General features: G+C 41.8%; 20 protein-coding genes. 9 read left to right on the top strand and 11 right to left on the bottom strand.

The genetic code is table 11. The features are described 5' to 3' along the window. The 5 genes from BMW53_RS03450 to BMW53_RS03430 are packed head-to-tail and all read left to right on the top strand — an operon-like array spanning window position 1 to window position 5,287. A complete protein-coding gene (locus tag BMW53_RS03450; protein WP_038557375.1) occupies window positions 1–1,224 on the top strand; it encodes an MFS transporter in 1,224 nt (407 codons plus the stop codon). A 19-nt stretch (window positions 1,225–1,243) separates the two neighbouring features. Next, window positions 1,244–2,620, top strand: a complete 1,377-nt coding sequence (gene hemN, locus BMW53_RS03445) for an oxygen-independent coproporphyrinogen III oxidase (protein ID WP_038557372.1) — start codon at window positions 1,244–1,246, stop codon at window positions 2,618–2,620. 5 nt (window positions 2,621–2,625) lie between these two features. Next, window positions 2,626–3,984: a protoporphyrinogen oxidase gene (hemG, locus tag BMW53_RS03440; RefSeq protein WP_038557369.1), complete on the top strand. Its 1,359-nt coding sequence runs from the start codon at window positions 2,626–2,628 to the stop codon at window positions 3,982–3,984. Continuing rightward, window positions 3,981–4,997, top strand: coding sequence for a ferrochelatase (hemH, locus tag BMW53_RS03435; RefSeq protein ID WP_051567707.1), 1,017 nt, complete (start codon window positions 3,981–3,983; stop codon window positions 4,995–4,997). The genes hemG and hemH overlap by 4 nt, the downstream gene beginning before the upstream one ends. 11 nt (window positions 4,998–5,008) lie before the next feature. Continuing rightward, the gene (locus BMW53_RS03430) at window positions 5,009–5,287 is read left to right on the top strand and encodes a hypothetical protein (protein ID WP_051567706.1); all 279 of its coding nucleotides are present in this window, start codon (window positions 5,009–5,011) and stop codon (window positions 5,285–5,287) included. A 4-nt stretch (window positions 5,288–5,291) separates the two neighbouring features. Here the strand turns inward: BMW53_RS03430 and BMW53_RS03425 are convergent, their stop codons facing one another. Together BMW53_RS03425 and BMW53_RS03420 are read right to left on the bottom strand one after the other, a co-directional pair. Beyond that, window positions 5,292–6,656, bottom strand: coding sequence for an NAD-dependent succinate-semialdehyde dehydrogenase (locus BMW53_RS03425; RefSeq protein WP_038557365.1), 1,365 nt, complete (start codon window positions 6,654–6,656; stop codon window positions 5,292–5,294). Between the two features lie 335 nt (window positions 6,657–6,991). Beyond that, window positions 6,992–7,408: an OsmC family protein gene (locus tag BMW53_RS03420; RefSeq protein WP_038557362.1), complete on the bottom strand. Its 417-nt coding sequence runs from the start codon at window positions 7,406–7,408 to the stop codon at window positions 6,992–6,994. 161 nt (window positions 7,409–7,569) lie between these two features. Here BMW53_RS03420 and BMW53_RS03415 point away from each other — a divergent pair, with 161 nt between their 5' ends. Beyond that, window positions 7,570–8,271: a Crp/Fnr family transcriptional regulator gene (locus tag BMW53_RS03415; RefSeq protein ID WP_038557359.1), complete on the top strand. Its 702-nt coding sequence runs from the start codon at window positions 7,570–7,572 to the stop codon at window positions 8,269–8,271. A gap of 66 nt (window positions 8,272–8,337) precedes the next feature. After that, window positions 8,338–8,688 carry a hypothetical protein gene (locus BMW53_RS03410; RefSeq protein WP_051567705.1) on the top strand — a complete coding sequence of 117 codons (351 nt, stop codon included), beginning with the start codon at window positions 8,338–8,340 and terminating at the stop codon, window positions 8,686–8,688. A 107-nt stretch (window positions 8,689–8,795) separates the two neighbouring features. Here BMW53_RS03410 and BMW53_RS03405 read toward each other — a convergent pair whose 3' ends face one another. The 5 genes from BMW53_RS03405 to hemW all read right to left on the bottom strand — a co-directional run bounded on the left by BMW53_RS03405 (window position 8,796) and on the right by hemW (window position 14,500). Next, window positions 8,796–9,998, bottom strand: a complete 1,203-nt coding sequence (locus BMW53_RS03405) for a murein hydrolase activator EnvC family protein (RefSeq protein ID WP_051567704.1) — start codon at window positions 9,996–9,998, stop codon at window positions 8,796–8,798. Window positions 9,999–10,023: 25 nt separating this feature from the next. After that, a complete protein-coding gene (gene lolB1, locus BMW53_RS03400) occupies window positions 10,024–10,899 on the bottom strand; it encodes a lipoprotein insertase outer membrane protein LolB1 (protein ID WP_081804800.1) in 876 nt (291 codons plus the stop codon). A 6-nt stretch (window positions 10,900–10,905) separates the two neighbouring features. Continuing rightward, complete coding sequence (locus BMW53_RS03395) at window positions 10,906–12,669, bottom strand: tetratricopeptide repeat protein (protein ID WP_038557353.1); 1,764 nt, start codon at window positions 12,667–12,669, stop codon at window positions 10,906–10,908. Window position 12,670: 1 nt separating this feature from the next. Then, complete coding sequence (dut, locus tag BMW53_RS03390) at window positions 12,671–13,105, bottom strand: dUTP diphosphatase (RefSeq protein WP_038557350.1); 435 nt, start codon at window positions 13,103–13,105, stop codon at window positions 12,671–12,673. 267 nt (window positions 13,106–13,372) lie between these two features. Then, complete coding sequence (gene hemW / locus BMW53_RS03385; protein WP_038557347.1) at window positions 13,373–14,500, bottom strand: radical SAM family heme chaperone HemW; 1,128 nt, start codon at window positions 14,498–14,500, stop codon at window positions 13,373–13,375. 39 nt (window positions 14,501–14,539) lie between these two features. Between hemW and BMW53_RS03380 the strand changes: the two genes are divergently transcribed. Beyond that, window positions 14,540–14,917, top strand: coding sequence for a VanZ family protein (locus BMW53_RS03380; RefSeq protein WP_038557343.1), 378 nt, complete (start codon window positions 14,540–14,542; stop codon window positions 14,915–14,917). A gap of 27 nt (window positions 14,918–14,944) precedes the next feature. On the opposite strand, the gene BMW53_RS03375 is transcribed toward BMW53_RS03380, so the two are convergent. The 4 genes from BMW53_RS03375 to BMW53_RS03360 all read right to left on the bottom strand — a co-directional run bounded on the left by BMW53_RS03375 (window position 14,945) and on the right by BMW53_RS03360 (window position 18,806). Then, on the bottom strand, window positions 14,945–15,388 hold the full coding sequence (locus BMW53_RS03375; protein ID WP_038557340.1) for an RrF2 family transcriptional regulator: 444 nt from the start codon (window positions 15,386–15,388) through the stop codon (window positions 14,945–14,947). Beyond that, a complete protein-coding gene (locus BMW53_RS03370; RefSeq protein WP_038557337.1) occupies window positions 15,389–16,756 on the bottom strand; it encodes a lactate utilization protein B in 1,368 nt (455 codons plus the stop codon). After that, window positions 16,757–17,209 (bottom strand): ribose 5-phosphate isomerase B, encoded by a 453-nt coding sequence (gene rpiB, locus BMW53_RS03365; RefSeq protein ID WP_038557334.1) that lies wholly within the window; start codon window positions 17,207–17,209, stop codon window positions 16,757–16,759. It lies immediately after the preceding gene. Window positions 17,210–17,321: 112 nt separating this feature from the next. Beyond that, window positions 17,322–18,806 carry a lipopolysaccharide biosynthesis protein gene (locus BMW53_RS03360; protein ID WP_038557332.1) on the bottom strand — a complete coding sequence of 495 codons (1,485 nt, stop codon included), beginning with the start codon at window positions 18,804–18,806 and terminating at the stop codon, window positions 17,322–17,324. A 103-nt stretch (window positions 18,807–18,909) separates the two neighbouring features. Here BMW53_RS03360 and BMW53_RS03355 point away from each other — a divergent pair, with 103 nt between their 5' ends. Beyond that, window positions 18,910–19,983 (top strand): glutaminyl-peptide cyclotransferase, encoded by a 1,074-nt coding sequence (locus tag BMW53_RS03355; protein ID WP_038557330.1) that lies wholly within the window; start codon window positions 18,910–18,912, stop codon window positions 19,981–19,983. The last annotated feature ends 2 nt before the right edge of the window (window positions 19,984–19,985 follow it).

Raw genomic sequence — 19,985 nt, 5'->3', positions numbered from 1 at the left:
ATGAAAAATACCGAGATAAAAAAATATTATACGCTGCTGAGCCTCTACCTGGCGCAGTCGATCCCGATGAGTTTTTTCTCTACGGTAATCCCCGTGATCATGCGAATGGAAAACTACTCGCTGGAATCCATTGGTTATATTCAGTTGATAAAACTGCCGTGGATTCTGAAAATGCTGTGGGCGCCGCTGGTGGATAAAACCAGTAAAAACAAACGGCACTACCGCCGCTGGATCATCATGTCGGAGGCGTTTTATGCGCTGATAATTATGAGCATCGGGTACTTAAACCTGCAAACCGATTTTACCACCATTATTATTCTGATGGTGATTGCATTTACTGCATCGGCAACACAGGATATTGCCACCGATGCATTTGCCATTCTTATTCTGAACAAAAACGAACGCAGCCTGGGAAACAGCATGCAATCGGCCGGTAGTTTTATCGGAACCATGATGGGCAGCGGTGTTTTACTCATTATCTACCATTATTTTGGTTGGTTATGGTTGTTGCGCTCGCTGGGTTTGTTTGTGTTGTTTGCACTCATTCCGGTGTCGCTGTACAACGCACGCAACGGAAAAGAACCCGATCGTTCAACAAAAAATGTATCGCCGCTGGAGTTTATCTACTTTTTCAGGCAGAAAAAAATTGGCGCTCACCTTTTGTTGCTCTTCCTGTTTTATTCAGGAATAATCGGGATTTTAACCATGATAAAACCCTACTTTGTTGATTTGGGTTACGACATTAAAGAAATTGGAATTATCTCCGGAATATTCGGAACCGCCTGCGGTGTGATAATGACCGTGCCTGCAGGTTTTCTACTCCGCAAAAAAGGAATTACCAAGGCGGTGTGGATCTTTCCGGTAATCAATGTGCTGGTGGCCACTTTCTTTTTCGGGTTAACCTATACCAATCATGCCTTGTGGCTGGTTTATTTAGGTGTTTCGCTACTTTGGGGAGCCTACGCCATGTCGTCGGTATTTGTTTATACCATGAGCATGCATGTGGTTCGAAAAGGGCGCGAAGGAACCGATTTTACCATTCAGATAGTAATTACACACCTCAGCGGCCTAATTATTGCAATAATGAGCGGAAAAGTGGCCGATGCACTTACCTACCGCGGGCTGTTTGCCATAGAAATTGGGCTCGGAATACTAATTCTTGCCCTGTTACCATTTATCTTCAGAAAAAGTTTTTACCTGAAGTATGAACAAGAAACCAATTAAGACTATTTAATTTAGTACCATGAAAGTATCACAAAAGCTAATAGAAAAATACAACACTCCGGTACCGCGATACACCAGTTATCCGCCGGCCAACTTTTTTTCACCGGAATTTACGCCGGAACAATACGTGAAAGTATTGGAACAATCCAATTCAGAGAATCCGCAAAATATTTCCATTTATATCCATATTCCGTTTTGCCCGAAGATCTGCTATTTCTGCGGATGTAACACGCACCTTACGCGCGACAAAAACAAAATGGAAGTTTATGTTGATGCGCTGAAAAAAGAGATCCGCATGGTGAAAAAGCTGCTGAGCGACGACCGTAAAGTGTCGCAGGTGCACTGGGGAGGCGGAACACCAAACTCGTTATCGATTGAGTTGGTAGAAGACATTATGAATATGATTCACGAGCTTTTCGAGTTTATTCCAAAACCGGAAATTGCCATGGAATGTCACCCGGCCATGCTCGATAGAGATTATATCGACCGACTGGTAGCGCTGAAATTTAACCGCTTTAGTTTGGGAATTCAGGATTTTAATAAAGAAGTGCTGGACAATGTAAACCGCGATCCTTCGATACTTCCCGAGGAAGATTTGGTTGCCATGATCCGCAGCCACAAAGGTACCAGCGTTAATTTCGATTTTATCTACGGACTTCCGTTTCAGGATGAAGAATCATTTGCTAAAACCATCGAACGCGCCATCAGTCTGTCGCCCGATCGTTTGGTTACGTTCTCCTACGCGCACGTGCCATGGGTGAAAAAGGCTCAAAAAATACTGGATGCACGCGGTTTGCCATCGGCAACCAAAAAGTTAGCCATGTTTGAAGTTGGTTATCGTTTGTTGACTGAAAACGGTTACGATGCCATTGGTCTCGACCACTTTGCCCGCCCGGATGACGAGCTGAGTATTGCCTTTAAAAACAAAACGCTGCACCGTAATTTCCAGGGCTATTGCACCCGCGAAACAACCGGTCAGGTTTACGCATTTGGAGCTACCGGAATCAGCCAGCTGGAAAATGCTTACGCACAAAACGCCAAGGATACGAATACCTACGTTGACCAAATCAATGCCGGAAAATTCACCATTGAAAAGGGTTATCAGCTGAATGAAACGGAGAAGATCATTCGCCACGTCATCAACGAAGTGATGTGCAACTATTATATTTCGTGGGAGGAAGCAGCGCAAATGCTGAAAACTTCTCCCGATGTAATCAAACAAAGCATTGTTTACGATGAGTCGTTCCTTGCCGGTTTTGTTGAAGAGGGCCTTTTGTCGCTGTCGAAAGACGAAATGCATGTTAGCGAACAAGGACGGTTTTTTGTGCGAAACATTGCGGCCAGCCTTGATCCGAACATGCGGAATGCAACCTTAAAATTCTCAAAAGCACTATAAAAACCATGCAAAAAAACCAACTAAACATTGCCGTAATTGGGGCAGGACTAACCGGACTTACAACAGCTTATTACCTTAAAAAATTTGGTTTTAAGGTACAGGTTTTTGAAAAGAACAATCATGCAGGTGGTGTGATTCAAACACACCGGAAAAATGGTTTTGTTTTCGAATCGGGACCAAATACCGGCTCGATGGGACAGGAAGAAGCTGCTGAGCTTTTTGAAGATTTGGCAGATGATTGTACGCTTGAATACGCCAACAAAAGTGCCGAAGCGCGCTGGATTTGGCTAAACGGCAAGTGGCACGAAATGGAAATGGGCGGCGTTAAAGCCATCACCACTCCCCTTTTTACCTGGCACGACAAGTTCAGGATTCTGGGCGAGCCCTTTCGTAAACCGGGAACCGATCCGAACGAAACAATAGCCCAAATGGTGCGCCGCCGAATGGGAAAAAGCTTTCTGCGAAATGCGATCGATCCGTTTCTGTCGGGTGTTTATGCCGGCGATCCGGAAACCCTGGTAACACGCTTTGCTTTGCCCAAACTGTACTGGCTGGAACAAGATTACGGCAGTTTTATAGGCGGAAGTATAAAGCAGAAGAAAGCCCGCAAAAAGGAACCGCCACGAAAAGCCAACCGACAGGTATTTTCGGTTGAAAACGGGCTGGATAACCTTATTAAGGCACTGGTAAAAAATATCGGTGACGAAAATATAAAACTGGACTGTAAACAGCTGGAAATTAAAAACACAGGAGATCAGGAGTTTTCCGTTGACGGAGAATCATTTACTCATGTAATTTCAACGGTTGGATCGCATGCTTTGGAAAACCTTTTCCCTTTCTTACCAAAGGAAAAAATGCAGACCATTAATAAAATGAAATACGCCAAAGTTACCCAGGTGGTACTGGGTTTTAACAACTGGAAAGGTATCCCAATCAAGGCATTTGGAGGACTGGTTCCTTCGGCTGAAAAACGCGATGTGCTGGGTATTCTGTTGCCGGGATCGTTCCTGAAAAACCGCGCGCCTGAAAACGGAGCTTTGCTTTCGGTATTTATGGGAGGTATTAAAAAGCCCGAAATGTTTGAATATTCCGACGAAAAAATAAAAGAAATTGCTGAGCGTGAAGTCCGTGAAATGATGGGTCTCGACAGTTTTGAACCCGATCTGATGGAGATTTTCCGCTATCCGCATGCTATTCCGCAATACAGTTTCGAAAGTGAAGAAAAAGTACAGGCTATAAGCGATTTGGAGACCGAATTTAAAGGGCTTACACTGGCCGGAAACATGCGTGACGGTATTGGAATGGCCGACCGCATGAAACAAGGAAGAACAATTGCTAACCAATTTGCAGAAGATTATAAATGATGGAGAAAACAGCTGTTTTATTGATGAACGTTGGTAGTCCCGACAAACCAACCGTTCCGGCGGTTCGGAAATACCTGACCGAGTTTTTAAACGATGAACGGGTGATCGATCTGCCGTATTTGCTTCGGAAATTTTTGGTAAACGCGATTATCATTCCTTTCAGGGTGAAAAACTCAACCCAATTATACCGGCAGTTGTGGACTGAAAAAGGATCGCCGCTGATTTATATTTCCGATGAATTAAAGCAAAAATTGCAGGAAGAACTAGGTAACGATTACGAAGTGTTTATGGGAATGCGCTACGGAAACCCCGGTTACAAAGCAGCTTTGGCCGAGATAAAAAAGAAAGGTTTTGAGAAGTTGGTTTTGCTGCCACTGTTTCCGCATCATGCCATGTCAACCACTGAAACATCGCTGGTTGCTGCCCAAAAAGAAATAAAAAAGCTGGGAATAAAATCAGAAGTTTTTGAGGTTGGACAATTCTACCACGATCCAAAATTTATTGATGCTTTTGCCGAACGAATTCAACAATACAACCTGCAGGATTACGACCACATTATTTTCTCATATCACGGTTTACCCAACCGGCATTTGGAAAAGTGCCATCCGGGAATTAAAGTAGAAAATTGCAGCTGCCAAAATGCAATGCCGGAACACGGTGCAATGTGCTATCGCGCTACGGTTTATGAAACATCGCGTTTGCTGGCAGCTAAATTAAACCTGCAACCCGAACAATATTCCGTTGGTTTTCAGTCGCGCTTATCAAAAAACTGGTTAACACCGTTTACCGATGAATTACTGGCACAAAAGCTGACAGAAGGCAAAAAGAAAATACTGATAGCCGCACCGTCGTTTGTTACCGATTGTCTGGAAACAACACTGGAACTTGGCGTTGAATACGGCGAAGAATTCCTGGAAAAAGGAGGCGAAAAACTGCAATTGGTTGATAGTTTAAACACCGAAAAAAGCTGGGTAGAAACGCTTGCTTATCTGTTGCGCAAAAGCATTTCATAAAATTAGAAACCATGCACACTTACGAATGGTATCTTTTTTATACCTGCCTAGCTACTTTTGTGGTTAACCTGCCGTTTGGCTACCTGCGCGGTGGTTTCCGTAAACTGTCGTTTTGGTGGTTTGTGGCCATTCACGCACCGGTTCCGTTGATTATTCTAATCCGTAAATTTTTCGACATACAATTAATCTGGAGTCTTGCGCCCTTTCTTTTCGGAAGTTTTTTCCTTGGCCAGTTTGTTGGCCGGAAAATATACGCGTTAAAGCCCTGGCGAAAGAAAGAAGTAGACTAACCGGCTACTTTACAAAAACCGTTTTTACATTCATAAATTCTTTGATACCGTGCACCGAAAGTTCGCGACCAAAACCGCTGGTTTTAATTCCGCCAAATGGTAAACGCGGATCCGATTTCACAAAATCGTTTACAAAACAGGCACCGGCTTCCAGCTCTATTTCGGCTATGTGTTCGCCTTTTTTCAGGTTATTGGTAAACACGGCTGCTCCCAGTCCAAAATCGGTATCGTTGGCCACCCGAATGGCTTCTTCCTGGTCTTTTACTTTTATAACCGACGCCACCGGACCAAAAAGTTCTTCATCGTAAGCCGGCATTCCCGGTTGTACATTCTCCAAAATGGTTGGCGGGTAAAAAGCTCCTTTACGATGTGGAATTTCGCCTCCCAGTATCACTTCAGCGCCTTTATTCACCGAATCAACAACCTGCTGGTGTAATTCGTCACGCAAATCTTCGCGCGCCATTGGTCCCATTGTGCTTTCCTCGTCGAAAGGATCGCCAAAGTGGGCTGCATTCATTTCGTGGGTAAAAAGTTCGAGGAAATGCGCGTAAACCTCTTCCTCAACGATAAAACGTTTGGCACCGATACAACTTTGTCCGGCATTTAACAAACGGCCTGCAGCACATTTTTTTGCGGCCAGCTCCAGATCGGCATCTTTTAAAATCAGGTACGGATCGCTGCCACCCAATTCCAGCACACATTTTTTTAGTTCAGCACCTGCCAACGCAGCAACACTTTTTCCGGCCGGTGTACTTCCGGTAAGGCTTACTGCTTTTATGGCCTTGTGTTTAATCACTTTTTCAACCATCGGGCTGCCAATCATCAGCGAGCGAAATACGTTTTCAGGGAAACCCGCCTCGCGGAAAATCTCTTCGATGGCCATAGAACAGCCCGGCACATTGCTGGCATGTTTTAGCACGGCTGTGTTGCCCGCCATTAGCGTTGGAGCGGCAAAACGAAACACCTGCCAAAACGGGAAATTCCAGGGCATAACAGCTAAAATAGCTCCCAGTGGCTGATACGAAACGTACGATTTGCTGGCCTGTGTAGCTATAATTTCATTTTCAAGAAATGATTCGGCATTTGCCGCATAATACTCGCAAACCCAGGCACACTTTTCAATTTCGGCAATTCCTTCGCTTTTTACTTTCCCCATTTCCTGGGCCATAAGCAAAGCCAATTCCTCCTTTTTGCTGCGTAAAATACTGGCTGCATTTTGCATCAGCTGCCCCCGGTGATGAAAAGAAGTACTTCGCCAGTGGTGCCAGATTTTATCTACCGAGTTGATGATCTTTTCAACGCCTTCTTCCGAGTGTTTTTGATAGGTTTTTACTATTTCGTTTGTTACCGGATTTATCGATTTTAACATAGTGAGGTTCTTTGTTTGAAACTTTTAAAAGTACAAAAAACATTTAGTAATTTTTGAGCAATTGCCAAGTTTTTAGACCCCACTTAACCACCTAAATGGGGAGGAAAGATCTCCATCCGGGGGATCCATCGCGGATCGGAGAGCTTCTCTTGAAACAGGTAATTGCAATAAAGGATCCGATCCGTATAATTTTTAACAAATACGGATCGGATCCTTTTCATTTTCAACTTTGATAATAAGCTTTATGATGCCTAACTAACCAGAAAGAAATCGTTTGCCAGGCACAGTAAAACAAAGTTTAACCGAATTTCCGAACGAAAAATGCGTGTCATTCTTTATTCCACTATCCTGATCTCTGTTTTCATTTCCATTGCCTGACGGTAAACAGCACTAACACCACAGTATTTTTCTTCCGATAGTTTAACCGCTTTTTCCAGTTTATCCATCGGAAGATTTTTTCCTTTAAACTGGTAAACGATCGTCATTTTGTTATAATATTTCGGATGTTCTTCTGTTAGTTCACCCTCAACAATTACATTAAAAGCTTCCAGTTCCACCTTCATTTTTTTCAGAATCATTACCACATCAATACCCGTACAACCGGCCAGTGCAGTTAACATTAATTTCTTCGGACGTGGTCCTAAATCGCTGCCGCCAACTTCTTCCGAGGCATCGATTACTACTTTGTGTCCATCCATATCTGCTTCGAAAGCCAGCTTGTCGGTCCAGGCCATATCTACTACATGCTTCATAACATCCTTATTTTAAAATACTTTACATTAAATTTACACACAAATATACAACATCTAACTATCTATATAAATAGTTTTTCGAATAATGCAGATAATTGTATTTTTAAGGCAAAATTAAATAAAGGTTATTCCAGTATTAAACGTATAATCAAAATCAGGAAATGAGAAGCGCAATTAAAAGGCCGTCGGACGAAGAAACAAATTTGAATGGTTTTCAACTTTTTAAGAAGTTAACCGACGATGAATTTACCCGGCTGAATTATGAAAAAACTTGTTCGCTGTATAAAAAGGGCACCATCATTTATCGCGAGGGTAGCCGGCTAACCGGTTTCTTTTGTGTTACACGGGGTATTGTAAAGATTTTTAAAACGGGTATCGATGGTAAAGAGCAAATTATTCGTTTTGCCAAAAAAGGCGAAATTATTGCCTATCGTTCGTTGCTAAGCCAGGAGCTGGCATGTACCACCGCCAAAGTAATCGACGATGCCGCTTTGTGTCATGTTCCTTATCAAACATTGTTGTACCTGATTCAGAGTAACTGGCAGTTTTCACACCACATGCTGCAAATTGTATGTCGCGAATTGCGCGAAGCCAACGATTACATTACCGACATTGCGCAAAAAACAGTGCGCGAGCGACTGGCCGAAGTGCTTTTATTGCTGAAAGAAAACTTTGAGCTGGATAACCAAAACACGCTTCAAATTTCGTTAACACGCGAAGAGCTGGCCAATATGGTTGGCACAGCAACTGAATCGGTAATTCGCTTATTATCAGAATTCAAGAACGACAAACTGATTGAATTGCAGGGACGTAAAATTAAATTTTTAGATATTCCTGCATTAATTCGAGTGGCTAATTTATAAGCTTGCTACATATTTACTGAAACCGGCTAATGGCCGGTTTTTTTGTTTTACTCAAACTTTAATACGATGAAACTCTTTGGTATTCAACAAAACCGGCGCACATTTATCCGATGGAAGATATACGTTGACCGTGCCCGGATGTACATTGGCTACATTAGTTTTGTAATGATCGCCTTTATGTTCTTAAACGATTTTAAGGACGAAACGATCCGTACTTTTCTGGATGAAAACAAGCTGATCACCTACCCGGTAATGATGGTTTTGTTTATGGTATTTTCGTTGATCCTTGGGCGACTGGATACCAAGCTGGGCCTACGAAAAGAAGAAATGCGCAACGCCGCCAGCGAAAACCCGGTTACAATGGAAATACTGCAAAATATTAAGGAAATTAAGCAGAAGTTGAATGACAAACGATGAATTTCGATTAACGATTTTAGATGGATTTTTGCTTTAACGAGCATGCAACGTTGTTAGAACGCACTTCTAAAATCTGCATTCGTTAATCATCATTCTTAAATCATTTTCTACCGTCCGATCCAGTCTTCCGGATCGAGTTTGGTGCTTTCTTTCCAAATCTGAAATTTCAGAATCGATTTATTGCCGTCTTTTGTATCGGTAAAAACGGTGCCTATGGCTTGTTTGGTCGATACTTTATCGCCCTTTTTAACCACTACCTCGCGAAGGTTGGAATAAACACTCAGGTAGGTTCCGTGGCGGATTATAACCGCTGTATTACCACCTGAAATACCGAATACGCGGCTAACTTCGCCATTAAAAACAGCACGCACTTCGGCCCCCACATCGGTGGCTATATTTATACCGTTATTTTGTACCTGCACATTGGTTAAAACCGGATGCTGGTGAACGCCAAAATGCTCCACAATCACGCCTCGTTCCAGCGGCCAGGGCAGGCGCCTTTTGTTTTGCTCGAAATTGTCGCCTATTAATTTTTGCTCGGGCGTTAGGGCAAAACCTGAACCACCGGCTTCGCGGTTTTTGCTGGCTTCCTCTTCAATTATAGCCTGAATTTCGCGCTCCAGTTGCTGCTCCACCCGTCGTTGTTGTTGCAAGGTTTTTTGCAGGCTGCTTTTCTGTATTTGCAGCTCTTGCAATTCGCTGCTTTGTGTGCTTTTTTCGTGGTTCAGGATTATCATTTCCTTTTCAGTCTGTTCTATCAGCGCTTGTTTTGCTACTGTTTGCTGCTCCAGCTTTTTAATACTTTTATCAAGCACTTCCTGCACGGCACCAATCATTTGAGCCTGATTTTCGCGGTAGGTTTTATAGCGCCGGAAATACAGCAAACGCCGGTAAGCCTGATTTACATTTTCGGCCGACAGTAGAAACAACACTTCATCGTACGAATTCAGATTTTTATAGGCCATCCTTATCATCTCGGCATATTCATCCTTTAATTGCTGAGCGTCGTTTTTAAGCATTTCTACGGCCAAATCGTTGTTGGCAATACATTGCTCATAAATTCCGATTTCGTGCTTTATATTCGAGATAAGCGTGTTTCGGGAGTTAATCTTTGTGTTTATGAGCCGCAGCTTACCTAACGACGAACGTTCGTTTTGTTGCGTTTCGTTGAGCAAGCGGGTGGTGTATTCGATTTCCTTTTCAGCATCAGCCTTTTGCTTTTGCAACTCCTCGATGGACTGTGCAAACACAGAAAAACTCACCAGCGATATTGCCAGTGTGACGAATAGTATTTTTATTCGTAAAATCATGTTTACGAATGTATTGATTTAGAAATTAGTTTACACGAATCTCCTCGTATTTTTCAGGAATTTTAATGCTGAAAGACGTGATCTTTTCGGTTGAAAATCCACTCATTCTGATTTTCATTTCAATTTCTTCTTCAGGCGAATGAAAGTTCATTTCAATGGTTCCCGGATACTCTTTGTTTTCCACTTTGGTATAATCGTCGAAAACCAGATTCATATTCCGGTCGTTGGTTTTATCACTGATCAACAGGCGATTCAAAGCAAAACTAGCAGGGTTAAAAAACATTTTTTGTAGAATAAGCGCCTGGTCGTTAAGCCGTTTTAAACGACGTTCGGCTTTGTTTTCTTTCTCTTCCAGTTTGCTGAGCTTTCGTGTTTTTTCCGACTGCAACACATACTGATTGTCTTCAATTAAAGCATCGAAAGTTTTGAAATCCTTGTCGCGCGGATCATTGCGGTACGAGAAGGCATTGTTTGAAATGATGCTTTGTATAGTGGCAAAATCAAGGTCGATATTCAGAAAACTGCTGAGGTAGGAATAGTCGTCGATAAAGAAATTTCGATCGATGTAATTCACATATTTCACGCTGTCAGGCGTCAATAAAACACGGCCAACAGGAATATTCAGTTTGCTTATCGATACCAGGATACGATCGTCTTTTTTGGCCTTCAGATTGATTTTAAAAGCCGCTTTCGACTGGCTGCTTGAAAAATTACAATTGATACGTTTTATGGTAAGGTAGTCGTAATCGAATGCGTTTTGCTCGATACGTTTCAGTAATTTATTGGTACTTATCGGACGGGCTTCAACAACAGCCAATTCCGATGGTGCTTTACAGGACGAAACGGCAAGCAGAACAGCTGCCATAAACAGGGAAATCCTGAAATATTTTAGAAACTTCATCGCCTACTACTCTTCAATGTATTTTTTCTCTGCAATTTTGCGATCCAGAGTTTCCGACTCGCTACCACTCTCTTTTGCCTTTTTCCAGTACTCTACAGCCTTGTCAACTTTGCCGGTTTTGTACAAAATATCGCCGTAATGTTCCAGCAAAGTATCACTTTCATCCTCGCTGTTTTTTATCGCCGAATCCATGTAAAATTTGGCCAGTGTATATTCGCCCTTTTTAAACAGCACCCAGGCATGTGTATCCAGATACGTTGCATTATCCGGGAAACGTTCAACCACTCTGCCACTCATACGTTCGGCTTTGTCGAGCTCAATGCCGTCAACTGATAAATAGTACGCGTAATTGTTTAGCGTAAGATAGTTATCCGGATCGATCTGAACCGCTTTATCAAATATTTTGAAGGCTTCGGTTTTATTTCCGTTTTTGTAAACGGCCTCGCCTTTGAGCATTAAGAAATTGGCTTCCAGTTGTGGATTTTCAACCACGTAATCCATTCCTTCTTCGCTTAGTTCAATGGTTTCGTCGAATTTTTCCAACTGAACACAGGCAATGGCTTTAAAGAAATATCCCTGCGGCTGATTCGGAAATAATTCGATGATCTGCCCGGTATGTTCATACAATTTATCCCACTGTTGCAAGTCGTTGTCGATGTACATTATCCGTTCCCAAACCATATAATCGTTGGGTTCTATTTCAATGGCTTTTAGCAAGGCTACGCGTCCCTCAGCCAATTTATTTTCTTTCAGTAACGATTCGGCTTGGATGGTGTGAACCAAGGATTCATCAGCATGTTTTTCAAGCAAAATGGCAATCAATTCATCGCGCTGTTGTTCGTTAAGATGCGACTGTGCCGGATTGGCTGTTAACATCATATACAGCTGCATTTTTGTTTGAATATCAACTGCATCGCTTTCAAAACCGGCTTTTGTTTCTTCGAACGATTTTTCAGCGTCACCATTTTCGAGGTAATAATTGGCCAGCGAAAAGTGTACAAAACCATTTTCAGGATCCATTTCCTGAATCTTTTTGTAGTTGGCCAAAGCATTTTCCGCATCGCCCTGGCTCTGATACAAATCGGCCAGCAAGCCGTAATATTTTGCTTCGTTCGGATCGTTTTCAATCAGTTTATAAATCTCTTCAAAGGCTTTGTCAACCTTCCCTATCGATACATAAATCTGTTGTTTGGCCACCGAAATCTGCTCGTTAATGCCTGTTTCTTTTTCCATGCGTTCGTAAGCCGCAATAGCTTCATCGTAACGTTGTGCAGTGGCCAGCAGCGCAGCATTCATGTAAATGTATTCCAGGTTTTCCGGCTCTTTTTGCACCAGCTCGGCATAAAGATCGGCGGCTTCAGAATACTTTCGTGTTTGCTGATAAATTTGTGCCAGCAACAGTTTGTACCACTTGTTATCAGGGTTTATGCTGATGGCTTTTTCCAGCAGCAACGAAGCACTGGTAAAATCGTTATTTGCAGCGTGAATATTTGCCAACTCGTACATGGCTGACGAAGCGTTCGGATCAATCTCCAAACAACTCGACAACAACTGAATAGCTTTTTGTGCGTTGCCAAACATTTTCTGTTTTAGCGCCTCCACAAAAAGGTACTCAAATTCCATCTGTTTTTGATCTACCAATTCGGTAGTGGGTGTATCAATTGCAGCTTTAGCCACTTCCTGTTCGGTAAGCTGTTTGGGTCCTGAACAAGACACCAAAGCCAGCGAAAATGCTGCAATACCAAGTCCCTTTATAAAAATTCTCTTCATGTTAATGTTTTCCGGTGTGGCCAAAGCCACCTGCTCCTCTTTCTGTTTCTTCCAACACTTCTACCAAATCCCATTCCACAGTTTCGTGTGCGGCAATAACCATTTGGCAAATGCGTTCTCCGTTCTCTATAACAAAATCCTCTTGTGACAGGTTGATGAGAATAACGCCAATTTCTCCGCGATAATCGGCATCAATTGTTCCGGGCGTATTTAAAACCGTAATTCCTTTTTTCAAAGCCAAACCACTACGCGGACGTACCTGGGCTTCGTAACCCTGTGGCAATTCAATAAATAATCCGGTGGGTATCAGTTTCCGCTCAAGCGGTTTTAAAACCACCGGTTCATCAAGATTTGCGCGTAAGTCCATTCCGGCCGAAAACGCGGTACTGTAGGCCGGTAGTTCATTCTTTGATTTATTAACGATTTTAACCTGCATCAATCTGTTTTTTTAAAGAACCGCTAAGATAGATAAATAATGCGTCCATTCAGTAGGTTTAACAAGATTTATGATTGTGAAGAACTGAATCAACTATTTGGATAACAATTATATAGTGCCTACCAGAAAACTCAGCTATTTCTTTGGCTTTGATAAGAAAGCGTCAAAGGCAAGGCTTTCGAAGGTTTGGAAATCAGGGAGTTTACTTTCGTAATCGACCGTTTTCAAACCGAGAGTAACGCAGCATTTGGCGCTTTCTTGCAAAGACTATATAATCATGAGATCAGCCATGATCTCGTCGGAAACAAAAAGCCCTTTTCGGGTGAGTGTAATAGTTTCGTTGTTGATTTGCAGTACACCGGTATTGTTGTATCTGGCCAACTGACGGGAAAAGTAGTTGGCCTTTTCAGAGCCAAAACGTTTCTCCAACTCCCTTTCCGATACGCCCCATTTGGTGCGAATGCGCGTTAAAATGTACTCGTTGTACTGATCGTTTTCGCTCAGTTTTTCTTCCTCGAAATAGGTTTGATTGTTGGCCTGTGCTTTTATGTAAGCCTCAACGCTGGAGTCGTTCCAGCGCCGCGAAACACCATCGAACGAATGTGCCGATGGTCCCAGTCCCAGGTATTTGGTGCCCATCCAGTAGGCTGTGTTGTGGCGCGAATAAAGTTGGTCTTTTGCCAGGTTTGAAATTTCGTAATGCTCGAAACCATTGGCAATCGACAGATCTACCAGTGTGTTAAACTGCGCAACACTTTCAGCTTCTTTCAGCTCTTTTAATGTTCCTTTTTTTAGCCAGGTGTAAAAGGCGGTTCCTTCGTGATAGGTTAAATGATAGGCCGACAGGTGTTTTACCGGGAGCCTGAACATCTGGTTCAAACTTTCTTCCCATTCTTTTGGCGTTAAATCGGGGAGACCGTAAATCAAATCGGCACTTAAATTCGTGAAGCCGTTTTTTGCTGCATTTTCAATGGCTTCAACAGCCTGCGCAACATTGTGGCGGCGGTTCATTTTTTCCAAATGCCGGTTTTGAAAAGCCTGAATTCCGATACTTAATCGATTTATTCCTTCTCGTTTTAAGGCTTTCAGGTAATCGTTACTCAAGTCGTCGGGGTTGGCTTCAAAAGTTATTTCGGCATCCGAATTAACTTTAAATTCATCATTCAGCACGGCCAGTATTTCGGCTATTTCGGGCGCCGTAAGCACCGACGGAGTACCACCGCCAAAATATATGGTTTCAACCGTTTCGTCGTTCAAGTAGTTTTTACGTACTTTAGCCTCGTTTTTCAGGGCGCTGATAAAATCGTGCTGCAACGAAGTATTTACCGTTTTGTAGAAATCGCAGTAATAACATTTCTGACGACAGAAAGGAATATGAATGTAAATACCTGCCATTACGAGACCTGAAAAATTTAGATTTAAACAATTGAAAACATGAAGATAGATCCCTACTGGAGACTTGCAATTTGGTTTATTATAATGCTTTACCTGCTTTTTGTGCCGGCAAGCCAACTACCAAGCAAACCATTTTTACAAATTCCGAATTTCGATAAAATCGTTCATTTCGGGATGTTTTTTATCCTTTGTATGCTCAGCTTCAGGCCGGTAAAACAGTTTACTCCAAACTTTTATTTCTGGACACCGCTGTTGACATTTGTTGCTGCCATTGTGCTTGAATACGTTCAGCAAAAAATATCGCCAAGCCGCCACAGCGATGTTTACGACCTTTGGGCCAATGCCGCCGGTTTATCGTTTGCCACCTTTTTTTATGCCCTCTTTGTAAATAAAAAGTGGCTGGAACGCTTTTTTTAATCTTCCGCGATTAGAGTTTCTCCTGCACTATAGTTTTACCAGATCTTCGTATTTGTCGATGTCTTTTCCAATCGTTTCCAACGAAGTGGTTTTGTAAAAATGCGAAATATCCTGACGTAACTTTTCGTATTGTGCGTGTACCGGACAAAGTGGTTTCGACGGATCGTGTGTTTTACACGGCTCTAAACTGATCAGGCAGTTGGTGAAAAACTCTTCGCCATCAACTTTAATTACAATGTCCCACAACGAAATTTCAGACGCATCGCGCGAAAGTGAAAAACCGCCATTCGGTCCCTTTGTTGAAACCAGCAATTTTTGTTTTACCAGGTTTTGCAGGATTTTTCCTAAAAACGGTGACGATAAACCCAAATCTTCCGAGATTTTTTTGATTCCAACGCGCTTGTCTTCTTTCGAAAATTTACCGAGATAAATCAACGCTCTGAGTGCATATTTGCATGTATTCGATAGCATCTATTTTAACTTTAAGATTGTTTTACTGTATGATTGCTCTGCAAAAGCAGGAAACTTCTTTTGTTTTCCCAATACATTTTTGTTGGCTTTTAGCAGCGTATTTTTTACTTTCCCGTTTACCCGATCGAGGTTTTTTCGTTTTTTAAATGCCCATTCGTATGCTTTCATTCCCTTATTCCAGGCGAAAGTTCCGTGGTTTTCGTCAACCGCAATTTTTCGGTTTAAAAGCAACAAGTCGTGCAGCGGAATTTTTACCGGGCAAACATTGGTGCAAGCCCCGCAAACCGTGCAGGCAAAACTTAAATGATTGTATTTATCAAAGCCTTTCATAAAAGGCGTTATTACCGATCCGATGGGGCCGCTGTAAGTGGTGTTGTAAGTGTATCCACCCACATTTTTATAAATAGGGCAGGCGTTTAAACAAGCACCGCAGCGAATACATTTCAGCGCGTCGACATGTTTTGGCTCTGCAGCAATTTTTGTGCGGTTATTATCGAGCAAAACCACCACCATTTTCTCCGGTCCGTTGGCTTCATTAGCGCGTTTTGGGCCGGTTATCAGCGAATTGTACACTGTAACCTGTTGTCCGGTTCCCAAGGCTGAAAGCAAGGGAAACATCAGCTGCAAATCGCCAATCGACGGAATCAGTTTTTCAATTCCGGCAATTACAATATGCACTTTCGGGAAGGCTACCGACATAAAACCGTTGCCTTCGTTTTCGGTAAGTGCCACTCCACCAACATCGGCCACCAAAAAATTAGCACCCGTTACTCCAACTTCTGCCGAAGTGAATTTTTCGCGCAATACTTTTCGAACAAAATTGGTTAATTCTGTTGGTGTTGAATCCTCGGGAGTTTGAAATTTTTCGTGAAAAAGCTCGGCAACATCTTCTTTCGATTTATGCATTGCCGGCGTTAAAATATGATACGGTTTTTCACCGGCCACCTGAACGATAAATTCTCCCAGATCGGTTTCAACCGGCTCGAAACCAGCTTTCTCCAGATTTTCGTTCAGTTCAATTTCTTCCGAAATCATCGACTTGCTTTTCACCAAAAGCTTTGCCTCATTTTCGGTCAGAATTTTTATGATTTCCGAAAAAGCTTCGTTGCCGTTGCGTGCCCAAACGACCTCAATTCCATTGTTTTTGGCATTGGTTTCAAATGTTTCGAGATAATGCGCAAGATTGGAAACTACTTTCTTTTTGAGATAAGAAGCACGGTGTTTGGCCAAATCCATATTCCGGTAACGAAGTTTGCCTTTGGCAACGGCTTCGTCGTATTTCGAAATATTAAAATTTAAGGTCTTCCGGTGTTTTTTATCAAAAGCAATTTTCGAATCCTTCAGAAATATTTTTTTATGCGCTGTCATTTATTTCTCAAGAGGAATCATATCTACTCTGCGGGCATGTCGTCCGCCTTCAAAATCTTCGTTCAGAAAAGTTGAAACAATAGCAATGGCTTCTTCATCGCTTACAAAACGACCGGGCACTGCACACACATTTGCATTGTTGTGCTGACGCGCCAATGCAGCAATTTCTTCTTTCCAGCAAACCGCCGAACGTACGCCCTGATGTTTGTTTGCAGCAATACTAATTCCCTGGCCACTTCCACAAAAAGTTATACCAATTTCGTATTCACCGCTTTCAATGGCTTCACCCATTTTATGAGCATAAACAGGGTAGTCCACGCTTTCGTCGGTGTAACATCCAAAATCTTTGAAAGCGATATTGTTATCACTCAAAAATTTGATAATTACCTGTTTTTTTGCAAATCCGGCATGGTCGCTTGCCAACGCTATTACTTTTCCCTCTAAATTCTTCATTTGTGCAAAATTAATACTTTTTGATATTTATTTCATTTATTCCTAATATTTGTTGAATGAGGAGAAAACAACAGCGAATAAAACCAGTTGTAACCAATTAATATTCTTCCTATTACGACTTATTTATAAAGGGTATAAATCGCTTTAATTCGTTTATTTCCCATTTAAAAACCAGCACAATAAAAGCCAGTGCTAACACTAAATTGATTGAATATTTAAGTATTACCTGTAAATCGAGCGTAAATTGAGCGATACTCACAATTACCATGGCCGCCAAAAAATAGCTGCCTATGCGTTTGAGATCGTAAGGCACCGGAAAATGTTTTTGCCCCAGAAAATAGGAGATGACCAGCATAACCAAAAAGCAGACAAACACTGCAATTGCCGATCCCATATAACCCATTACCGGAATCAAGGCAAAGTTTAAAACCAGCGTAATTGTGGCACCAATTAGAGCCATATAAGCACCGTATCGCGTTTTGTCGGTTAGTTTATACCATAACGATAGCGTAAAATACATACCGTAAAAAAGGTTGGCCATTAATACAATGGGCACCACTTTTAATCCCTCGTGGTACTGCGCATCGACAATACCTTTTAGCACATCGATAAACAATACCATTCCGATGAAAATGATTAGTCCGAAAATGACAAAGTATTTCATTACAACGGCATATATTTTTGGGTCGTCTTTTGATCCTTCGCGGGCAAAAAAGAAAGGTTCGAATGCATATCGGAACGCCTGAATAAACATATTCATCAGCACCGCCAGTTTGTAGTTGGCACCGTAAATACCAAGTTGAAACATCGGATCCTGATTCTCAGGCACCAAAAACGGAATCAGCACTTTATCGATATTCTGATTCACCATTCCGGTCAATCCAACTATCAAAATCGGGAAACCATAACTCAACATTTGTTTTAGCAGCTTCTTGTCAAACTGAAAGGAGATTCTGAAGATTTCGGGAAGCAGTAAAACCAAGGTAATCAGCGAAGCCAGCAAATTGGAAATAAAGACATAACCCACACCGATATCGGCTGAATAAATAGTTGAAATTATTGAATCGGGATTATTAGCTAAAATCCTTGGGCACAACGAAATAAAGAACAGGTTAAAACCAATATTAAAACCAATGTTAACGAGTTTAATAAAGGCAAATTTTATAGGCCGGTTCTTTAAACGGAGCCGTGCAAAAGGAATGGCTGTAAACGCATCGACACCTAAAATTATGGCAAACCACAAAATGTACTCCGGGTGATCGGGATATTGAATCCAGGCAGCTATTTCATTTCGAAAAGCTGCCGCCAGCAACACAAACGAAAAAGTGGTAAAAAACAAGGATACCATCGATGTGGAATACACTTTTTCGGGTTCGTCGCTTTTCGAGGCAAAACGGAAATACGAGGTTTCCATTCCGTAGGTGAGTAACACCAGTAAAAATGCCACATAAGCGTACATGTTGGTTACCACGCCATACTCGCCCGGCAAAAACATAAACGAATAATAGGGGACAAGCCACCAGTTTAAAAAGCGGCCCACAATGCTGCTTACCCCGTAAATAGCTGTATCGCTTGCTAATTTCTTAAAAGGATTCAATTGTTGAATTTTTAGGCAAAGATAAAATCATTTGCGTTGATGCTTTTCTACAAAAGAATCTTTTACAATATGTTTTATCTTTGAAATCAAAAATTACTGTGTAATGAAGCGAAATCTTTTCCCGATAGTACTTATATTTTGTTTGCTTGTGAGTTTTTTTTCGTGCTCGAATAAATCGAACAAACGCCCGCGAAAACCGGTGAGTAGCATTAGTATAAAACCGGGTAAACAACTATACACCTCAGGCGATAAAGTAACTTTAGAGATTAAAACCAAACTGCGCGACGGCGAGCTAAAATCGGTAAAAGTTTACTACGAAGGCGAATTACTGAAAGAAAGCAACGAGCTGAATTTTGAAATTGCCGGTGTGGAACTGGATCAGGTTGGAAACACCAGTTTTAAAGTAGATGCTGAAAAAAACGACGGATTAAAAAACAGCCGAACAAAAACGATTAATGTAATCTCGGATATTGCCCCAAAACAACTCACTTACCAGGTAATTGAAAAGTATCCGCATTTAAAAACTTCCTACACCCAGGGATTGGAATATTACAATGGTTATTTGTACGAAGGAACAGGTGAAACCGGCCATTCGAAATTAATGAAAATTGACATTAAAACCGGTAAGCCTCTTCAATCTGTTGACATGGAAGACAAGTATTTTGGCGAAGGAATAACCCTGTTAAACGGTAAAATTTACCAGCTTACTTACCATGCCAAAAAAGGTTTTGTTTACGACCTGGAAACCTTTGCCGTAATCGACAGTTTTACTTACAAATCGGAGCAGGGATGGGGATTGACAAACGATGGAACCAACCTGATTATGAGTGATGGAACCAATGTTTTAACATGGTTGAATCCGGATGATTTTTCAATTGTAAAAACCGTTCAAGTGGCCAATAACCGCGGAAATATGAATGTTCTGAATGAGCTGGAATACATTGACGGAATTATTTACGCCAACATTTATACCACCAACTTTATTGTTAAAATTGATGCCAAAACCGGTAAAGTTCTGGAAGAAATAAACATGGAAGGTTTAATCGATATGTATCACCAGGCGAGCGACCGCATTGATGTGTTAAACGGAATTGCCTACGATGCCGAAAACGACCGCATGTTTGTTACCGGAAAACTGTGGCCAATGTTATTCGAAGTAAAATTCATAGAAAAATAAAG

This window comes from Draconibacterium orientale (genome assembly GCF_900111425.1).
Lineage (GTDB): Bacteria > Bacteroidota > Bacteroidia > Bacteroidales > Prolixibacteraceae > Draconibacterium > Draconibacterium orientale.
Note: the sequence above shows the minus strand (reverse complement) of the source record. Positions and strands in the feature narration are given on the sequence as shown.

Excerpts from the sequence above, each read along its gene's own strand:
- rpiB (WP_038557334.1), bottom strand. The coding sequence starts at position 17,209 with ATGAAGAATTTAGAGGGAAAAGTAATAGCGTTGGCAAGCGACCATGCC.
- BMW53_RS03395 (WP_038557353.1), bottom strand. The coding sequence starts at position 12,669 with ATGAAGAGAATTTTTATAAAGGGACTTGGTATTGCAGCATTTTCGCTG.
- hemW (WP_038557347.1), bottom strand. The coding sequence starts at position 14,500 with ATGGCAGGTATTTACATTCATATTCCTTTCTGTCGTCAGAAATGTTAT.
- BMW53_RS03355 (WP_038557330.1), top strand. The coding sequence starts at position 18,910 with ATGAAGCGAAATCTTTTCCCGATAGTACTTATATTTTGTTTGCTTGTG.
- hemH (WP_051567707.1), top strand. The coding sequence starts at position 3,981 with ATGATGGAGAAAACAGCTGTTTTATTGATGAACGTTGGTAGTCCCGAC.
- BMW53_RS03415 (WP_038557359.1), top strand. The coding sequence starts at position 7,570 with ATGAGAAGCGCAATTAAAAGGCCGTCGGACGAAGAAACAAATTTGAAT.
- BMW53_RS03375 (WP_038557340.1), bottom strand. The coding sequence starts at position 15,388 with ATGCTATCGAATACATGCAAATATGCACTCAGAGCGTTGATTTATCTC.
- dut (WP_038557350.1), bottom strand. The coding sequence starts at position 13,105 with ATGCAGGTTAAAATCGTTAATAAATCAAAGAATGAACTACCGGCCTAC.
- BMW53_RS03370 (WP_038557337.1), bottom strand. The coding sequence starts at position 16,756 with ATGACAGCGCATAAAAAAATATTTCTGAAGGATTCGAAAATTGCTTTT.
- BMW53_RS03420 (WP_038557362.1), bottom strand. The coding sequence starts at position 7,408 with ATGAAGCATGTAGTAGATATGGCCTGGACCGACAAGCTGGCTTTCGAA.
- BMW53_RS03410 (WP_051567705.1), top strand. The coding sequence starts at position 8,338 with ATGAAACTCTTTGGTATTCAACAAAACCGGCGCACATTTATCCGATGG.
- hemN (WP_038557372.1), top strand. The coding sequence starts at position 1,244 with ATGAAAGTATCACAAAAGCTAATAGAAAAATACAACACTCCGGTACCG.
- hemG (WP_038557369.1), top strand. The coding sequence starts at position 2,626 with ATGCAAAAAAACCAACTAAACATTGCCGTAATTGGGGCAGGACTAACC.
- BMW53_RS03430 (WP_051567706.1), top strand. The coding sequence starts at position 5,009 with ATGCACACTTACGAATGGTATCTTTTTTATACCTGCCTAGCTACTTTT.
- BMW53_RS03380 (WP_038557343.1), top strand. The coding sequence starts at position 14,540 with ATGAAGATAGATCCCTACTGGAGACTTGCAATTTGGTTTATTATAATG.
- BMW53_RS03450 (WP_038557375.1), top strand. The coding sequence starts at position 1 with ATGAAAAATACCGAGATAAAAAAATATTATACGCTGCTGAGCCTCTAC.
- BMW53_RS03405 (WP_051567704.1), bottom strand. The coding sequence starts at position 9,998 with ATGATTTTACGAATAAAAATACTATTCGTCACACTGGCAATATCGCTG.
- lolB1 (WP_081804800.1), bottom strand. The coding sequence starts at position 10,899 with ATGAAGTTTCTAAAATATTTCAGGATTTCCCTGTTTATGGCAGCTGTT.
- BMW53_RS03425 (WP_038557365.1), bottom strand. The coding sequence starts at position 6,656 with ATGTTAAAATCGATAAATCCGGTAACAAACGAAATAGTAAAAACCTAT.